This is a genomic window from Pragia fontium DSM 5563 = ATCC 49100, from assembly GCF_900112475.1.
Lineage (GTDB): Bacteria > Pseudomonadota > Gammaproteobacteria > Enterobacterales > Enterobacteriaceae > Pragia > Pragia fontium.
The window spans coordinates 58,261-65,106 of sequence record NZ_FOLW01000015.1; the positions used below are offsets into that span (position 1 = coordinate 58,261).

Consider the following 6,846-nt stretch of genomic DNA (forward strand, 5'->3'; position numbering starts at 1 on the left):
TCAAGTTCACTGCCGTACAGGCAGCTTAGAAATGTCAGCTCTGATAACTGGGCGTTTCCAACCCAGTTCACTGCCGTACAGGCAGCTTAGAAAAACAGGACAAATTATTACAGATGATGGACGCAGTTCACTGCCGTACAGGCAGCTTAGAAAGCACATCACCAATCCACCGCCATTACTAAGTCGTTCACTGCCGTACAGGCAGCTTAGAAAGACTAAATTCCGAATTATCGACACTGAAACCTGTTCACTGCCGTACAGGCAGCTTAGAAAGCTACGTGCCGCGATGATAGTCTTCCTGATGAGTTCACTGCCGTACAGGCAGCTTAGAAATTGATAGAAATGCCGGTGCGGTTCTGAAAAGAGTTCACTGCCGTACAGGCAGCTTAGAAATAAATTTCATGCCTCGCCTTTGCGGGGCTTTTGTTCACTGCCGTACAGGCAGCTTAGAAATTAAGAACGTCAACGACCTCTTTACCGTAACCGTTCACTGCCGTACAAGCAGCTTAGAAATTGGGAAAGCGTAGTAACAGGGCTATACAATAGTTCACTGCCGTACAGGCAGCTTAGAAAAAACAGTGTCTTTAAGCAACGTGTTAACGCGCGTTCACTGCCGTACAGGCAGCTTAGAAAACGACCGGAACTCTTCCACATTTTCTAACATTGTTCACTGCCGTACAGGCAGCTTAGAAAATTATGAGGATCGACATAACGAACATGGATTGGTTCACTGCCGTACAGGCAGCTTAGAAACAACGGAATATTTGCTGACGATTGTTATAAATGTTCACTGCCGTACAGGCAGCTTAGAAAATATTGCGACCGGCTATCTTACCGACTGTTTTGTTCACTGCCGTACAGGCAGCTTAGAAAGCACTTAACTCAACGTTCTTAGCATCATCAGCGTTCACTGCTGTACAGGCAGCTTAGAAATAAATGTTCCCAATACTCACCTAAAGGGAAATGTTCACTGCCGTACAGGCAGCTTAGAAAGACCGCCCCAACTGCCACCTAAATGTTCCCAAGTTCACTGCCGTACAGGCAGCTTAGAAAGGTATAAGCATCCCGATCAGCAATACGAAAATGTTCACTGCCGTACAGGCAGCTTAGAAAAATACACTCTTGAACGGTTAGCCAAATATCCAGTTCACTGCCGTACAGGCAGCTTAGAAAGAAGCCAACGGCATCGATACAACGAGCCTCAGAGTTCACTGCCGTACAGGCAGCTTAGAAACACATGGGGCAACAAGTCTTTCTCACTCTCTCGTTCACTGCCGTACAGGCAGCTTAGAAAGAAGCCAACGGCATCGATACAACGAGCCTCAGAGTTCACTGCCGTACAGGCAGCTTAGAAACACATGGGGCAACAAGTCTTTCTCACTCTCTCGTTCACTGCCGTACAGGCAGCTTAGAAAGACTGAAGTTAAACAATGCGCGTCCTCTGTGAGTTCACTGCCGTACAGGCAGCTTAGAAATTTATAGATATGTGGGATCGTTAATGAAAACAGTTCACTGCCGTACAGGCAGCTTAGAAAGCTCAGAAATTCTACGTAATGCCGATGGCTCAGTTCACTGCCGTACAGGCAGCTTAGAAATATAAGCCGCAATTACAGGAAGGCTCTGGCCGGTTCACTGCCGTACAGGCAGCTTAGAAAGACCAAAGTACCTCTAACGGATGCAGGAACGGGTTCACTGCCGTACAGGCAGCTTAGAAACGTGAGCATATCGAATATATCCAAAATTATATGTTCACTGCCGTACAGGCAGCTTAGAAAAATACAGACTGGGGCCGGCCTTATTTACCCCGCTTCACTGCCGTACAGGCAGCTTAGAAATCATCGAAAGCAACCTACCGCCTCGAACCGCTGTTCACTGCCGTACAGGCAGCTTAGAAATGAGTCGTAAGGGCAGAAAAATAACGAGCCCTGTTCACTGCCGTACAGGCAGCTTAGAAACAGCAACAAACGCTTCTGCAATTCGCAAAATAGTTCACTGCCGTACAGGCAGCTTAGAAAGGTATGAAATCAAACTATTCATCATCTACGCAGCATTGCGACAATATGTATCGTTTACAGTTAATCTCGAGAGTATTGGCGGCAAAGAGCCGCCATGCATCAACAATAATTGTTAGGAAGGGAATGTTAAGAAAGGTATTTGTAGTTTGAATCGTCCCCGTACCTCATATCGTACCCATCCCAATTTCTTCTACTTTAAATTATCGGTGATAAGCCTTATTTAATGCGCTCTAGAAGTACACCCGATTCCATATGATGGGTATAAGGGAATTGGTCAAATAACGCCAGTCGACTCACCCGATGAGTTTGGTTGAGGACAGTCAGATTTTCACATAGGGTTTCCGGATTACAGGAAATATAAAGAATTCTTGGGTAATCCTGAACCATGGTGACCGTTTGCGGATCGAGGCCGCTACGCGGCGGATCGACAAAAATGGTTTCGCACTGGTAGCTGGTTAAATCAATGCCTTTTAGTCGATTAAATTCCCTGACACCTTGCATCGCTTGAGTAAATTCTTCTGCCGCCATTCGAATGATTTGTACGTTTTCAATCTTATTGGCGGCAATATTGAACTGGGCGGCAGCAACGGAAGGTTTGGCTATTTCTGTTGCCAGTACACGATTAAAGTTGCGCGCCAGCGCCAAAGAGAAATTACCGTTACCGCAGTATAATTCAAGCAAGTCACCCTTTGAGCCTTCGGTGACGCTTAATGCCCACTCTAACATATGAATATTTACCGCTGCATTCGGCTGAGTAAAACTGTTTTCCGTTTGGCGATAGATCATCTCTCGGCCAGCAACCATTAAACTCTCATCGGCATAGTCGCGATCCAGACAGATTTTTTGCTTTGAGGCTCGACCAATCAGTTGTAGGTTAAATCCGCGTTCCCGAAGCGCATCACGCAACTGCGTTGCATGCTGTAGCCATTCATCATCAAGCTGGCGATGATAGAGCAGAGAAACCACAATTTCTCCGCTCATTGTCGAAAGATAATCAATCTGAAACAACTTATAGCGTAAGGTTTTATAAGGTTTTACGCCGGCCAATAGTTCTGGCATCAGCCGATTAATCAATTCACTGGCGGCAGGAAAAGTCTCGACCCGAATACGCTGCTTGGTCGCCTGATCGAACATGATGTGGTAAAGGTCATCACCATCATGCCAAATACGAAATTCTGCTCGCATGCGGTAATGGCTTAGCGGTGAACGAAAAACCTCCGGCTCAGGTGCTGAAAACGGTGCCATCATCGACATTAAGCGGTTTTTCTTTTCCGTCAGTTGAGCATTGTACTGATCGGTCGGCAGCGAATCTGGGGTCATAGGCTTCTCAGGTATCTTATAGAATGTATTTGCTAGGGCGGAATTGTAGGGAATGATGGCGTGATGTCCAGTGCAGAGAAACGATTTAAATATAAATAGCAGTCTAGACTTCTATATAGGTTGCTTGTAGCATGTGCGGGTTCCGGCCTTTTAAATAAAGTTAAAAGGGAATCTGGTGTAAATCCAGAGCTGACGCGCAGCGGTAAACAGGAAAAATAACAGCCGCATCATTCGCTATCATCTGGCGATAGGATGCAGACACTGTCTAGCAAGACGGGAAGTCGTTGTTAAGTAAGTCTCCTTAAGCCCGAAGACCTGCCGGAAATCTGTCGCATTTATCACAGCCGTCGCGTACTACGTGCTGTCTTTTTGCGGCATCCTGCAACTTTAAGTTGGATGCTTAACGTAATGTCTACAAAAAAAATAGTATTAATAACCTCCCTTTCCGCGGCGGCTTTTTCCGCATGGGCACAGGAAGATGCCGAAAAAATGGTGGTGACGGCAAACCGTTTTCCACAACCAGTATCAACAGTTCTGGCACCGATGGATGTCGTTGACCGCGATCAAATTGATCTCTGGCAATCTAAAAGTTTAACCGATGTTCTACGCCGTTTACCGGGAGTCGATATTGCCCAAAATGGCGGTCGTGGACAGGCTTCTTCTCTTTATATTCGTGGTACTGAGTCGCGTCATGTATTAGTGCTGGTGGACGGTATTCGTGTACCGATCAGCGGTATTATGGGAGTGGCCGACTTTAACCAAATCCCAATTTCATTGGTGCAGCGGGTGGAATATATTCGTGGCCCACGTTCTGCGGTGTACGGTTCTGAAGCTATTGGCGGTGTGATCAACATTATTACGAATGCTGAAAAAGATGGTGGAAAAATTGAAGCCGGCCTGGGTTCAAACCATTATCAGCTTTATGACGGTAGTGTTCGCCAGACCGTTGGAGAAAAAACCACAATAACCGCAGCGGGCGCATTTGAAGATACCCGTGGATTTAATATACAACCTGGCTCAAGTTATCCGCCGGATAGTGATAAAGACGGGTTCCGCAGTAAATCTCTGTGGGCTGGCATTGAGCAGCAGTTTTCTTCGCAGTTTTCTGGTTTCCTACGTGCCTATGGTTATAGCAATAATACCGAGTATGACGGCAGCTATGGCGATGAGCGTCAGCTCTATAGCCGCAACTATGATACAGGCCTACGTTTTCTACAGGGCGATTTCTCCTCTCAACTGATCGCTAGCTATCAGACCTATAAAGACTATAACTATAATAGTGCTAAAGGTATGTATAAGGATGGAACAACGCTGGATGATATGACGCAGCGTAATATCCAATGGGGGAACTCCTATAAGTTGGATCGTGGTGTTATCAGCAGCGGAATAGATTGGCGTCAGGAAAAACTGGAGTCATCGAATAATTATGTTTCTGATAGCTATAAGCGTGATAATACCGGCTTCTATATTACAGGACAGAAATCCCTCAGTGATTTTACCTTTGAAGGGGCTGTGCGGACTGATAAAAACCAACAGTTTGGCTGGCATGAAACCTGGCAAACGGCGGCGGCATGGGAGTTCATTCCGGCATATCGCCTGACATTGTCTTATGGCACCGGCTTTTTGGCACCGACATTAGGCCAACTTTATGGCTCCGATCGTTTCAATATCTCTTCAAATCATGATTTGAAGCCGGAGGAATCCCGTCAATGGGAAGCTGGTCTGGAAGGGGATACCGGTCCGTTAAACTGGCGTTTAGCTGCGTATAGAAACAAGATTACTAACCTGATTGGTTATGAGTCTGATCCAATAACCTGGCAAGGTGGCTACTACAATATCGAGTCTGCTACCATCAAGGGTGTTGAATGGACGGGGTCGTTTGCCACGGGTCCATTGGATCATCGAATTACTCTCGAATACCTCGATCCGCGTCGTGACAAAGATAATGAGGTGCTGGGACGCCGCTCCAAACAAAAAGCAAAATATCAGCTTGATTGGAATATGTTTGGTCTGGATATGGATGTATCATATCAGTACTACGGCAAACGCTATGATAACAACACCAATGAGTACGCGAATACGCAAAGACGGTTGTCTAGCTACAGTACGGTGGATGTGTCAGCAGCTTACCCAATTACGGAGAATTTCACCGTGCGCGGTAAGGTTGCTAATCTGCTGGATAAAGATTACCAAACGGCGTACAGATATGAAACGGCGGAACGAGAGTATACCCTCACTGCCAGCTATACTTTCTAATCAACGATACAAGGGGCACCTTCTATGCCAACAGCATTGGTTTTTGACTCAGGCGTAGGTGGTCTCTCGGTCTATCAGGAAATCCGGCAATTATTGCCGGATTTATCCATCATTTATGCTTTTGACAGCGCCGGTTTTCCTTACGGAGAAAAAAGCGAACAGGTGATTGCCGAACGGGTGGTCAAACTGGTTGGGGCGATATGCCAGCAGCATCAAATCGATATTATTGTTATTGCCTGTAATACCGCCAGCGTTGTTTCCCTTCCTGCTTTGCGCGATAGTTTTGATATTCCTGTTGTTGGCGTGGTACCAGCGGTGAAGCCGGCTGCTAGCCTGACGCGTAACGGTATTGTTGGACTATTAGCGACGAAAGTGACGGTTAATCGCCCTTATACCCATGAGTTAATCGCTAAATTTGCTCAGGATTGCCAAATAAAATTAATGGGCTCCAGTCGCTTAGTGGAGTTGGCCGAAGAAAAACTGCATGGCCAACCGGTAATGGCGGAAGAACTAAAACAAATTTTGTCGCCATGGCTAAATACACCACAAGCTCCGGATACCATTGTTTTAGGTTGTACCCATTTCCCTCTGCTTAAAGAGGAACTGGCGGCGGTATTACCAAAAGAAACACTGTTGGTTGATTCCGGCGCGGCGGTGGCCCGCAGAGTTGCCACACTGCTTGGTGATATTGATTGGCAGAAAGTGAAGAAAGCGCCAAACATCGCTTATTGTTCACGGCTCGATGCTGAAGCTGAGAAGTTATTACCGATTTTACATCAGTTTGGCTTTGAATCGTTGACGGAACAGTCAATTTGAGTGGTTTTTGTTTAAACAATCAGCAGTCAGTAATTTTTTTGCAATTAGCACTTGCCAGATAAATCTGAATCCCTATAATGCGCCTCCACTGACCCGGCAACAGTCGGCGAAGACAGAGTTTAAGATGAATAAATCTGTGATTTAACACTTGACTCTGTAGCGGGAAAGCGTAGTATACGCAGCCCGTGCCACAGCAAGCGAAGCTGCTGTTGGCCATGCTCTTTAACAATTTATCAGACAATCTGTGTGGGCACTCACAAGACGGTATCTCACGCTGTAACACTTCGGTGTTCAGCAACAAAAAATACTAAGTCTTAAAGAGTGACCAAGCAGTAATTCATTTGTAATTTATTACAGACGTTTTATTACGAAAGTAATCTTTGAGCATCAAGCTTTTAATTGAAGAGTTTGATCATGGCTCAGATTGAACGCTGGCGGC

3 protein-coding genes, 1 CRISPR repeat array and 1 riboswitch are annotated in these 6,846 nt (G+C 46.0%); of the genes, 2 read left to right on the top strand and 1 reads right to left on the bottom strand.

Going from position 1 to position 6,846, the window contains the following annotated elements; genetic code table 11:
* The first annotated feature begins 4 nt into the window (after positions 1–4).
* A CRISPR array of direct repeats spans positions 5–2,015; the repeat unit is 28 nt; unit sequence GTTCACTGCCGTACAGGCAGCTTAGAAA.
* 216 nt (positions 2,016–2,231) lie between these two features.
* Positions 2,232–3,335: a tRNA (uridine(54)-C5)-methyltransferase TrmA gene (trmA, locus tag BMZ28_RS15865; RefSeq protein ID WP_074824696.1), complete on the bottom strand. Its 1,104-nt coding sequence runs from the start codon at positions 3,333–3,335 to the stop codon at positions 2,232–2,234.
* Between the two features lie 126 nt (positions 3,336–3,461).
* A riboswitch (cobalamin riboswitch) is annotated at positions 3,462–3,672 on the top strand.
* 71 nt (positions 3,673–3,743) lie between these two features.
* Here trmA and btuB point away from each other — a divergent pair.
* The gene (gene btuB / locus BMZ28_RS15870) at positions 3,744–5,591 is read left to right on the top strand and encodes a TonB-dependent vitamin B12 receptor BtuB (RefSeq protein WP_074824702.1); all 1,848 of its coding nucleotides are present in this window, start codon (positions 3,744–3,746) and stop codon (positions 5,589–5,591) included.
* 24 nt (positions 5,592–5,615) lie between these two features.
* A complete protein-coding gene (murI, locus tag BMZ28_RS15875) occupies positions 5,616–6,407 on the top strand; it encodes a glutamate racemase (protein WP_082119003.1) in 792 nt (263 codons plus the stop codon).
* Positions 6,408–6,846 lie beyond the last annotated feature (439 nt).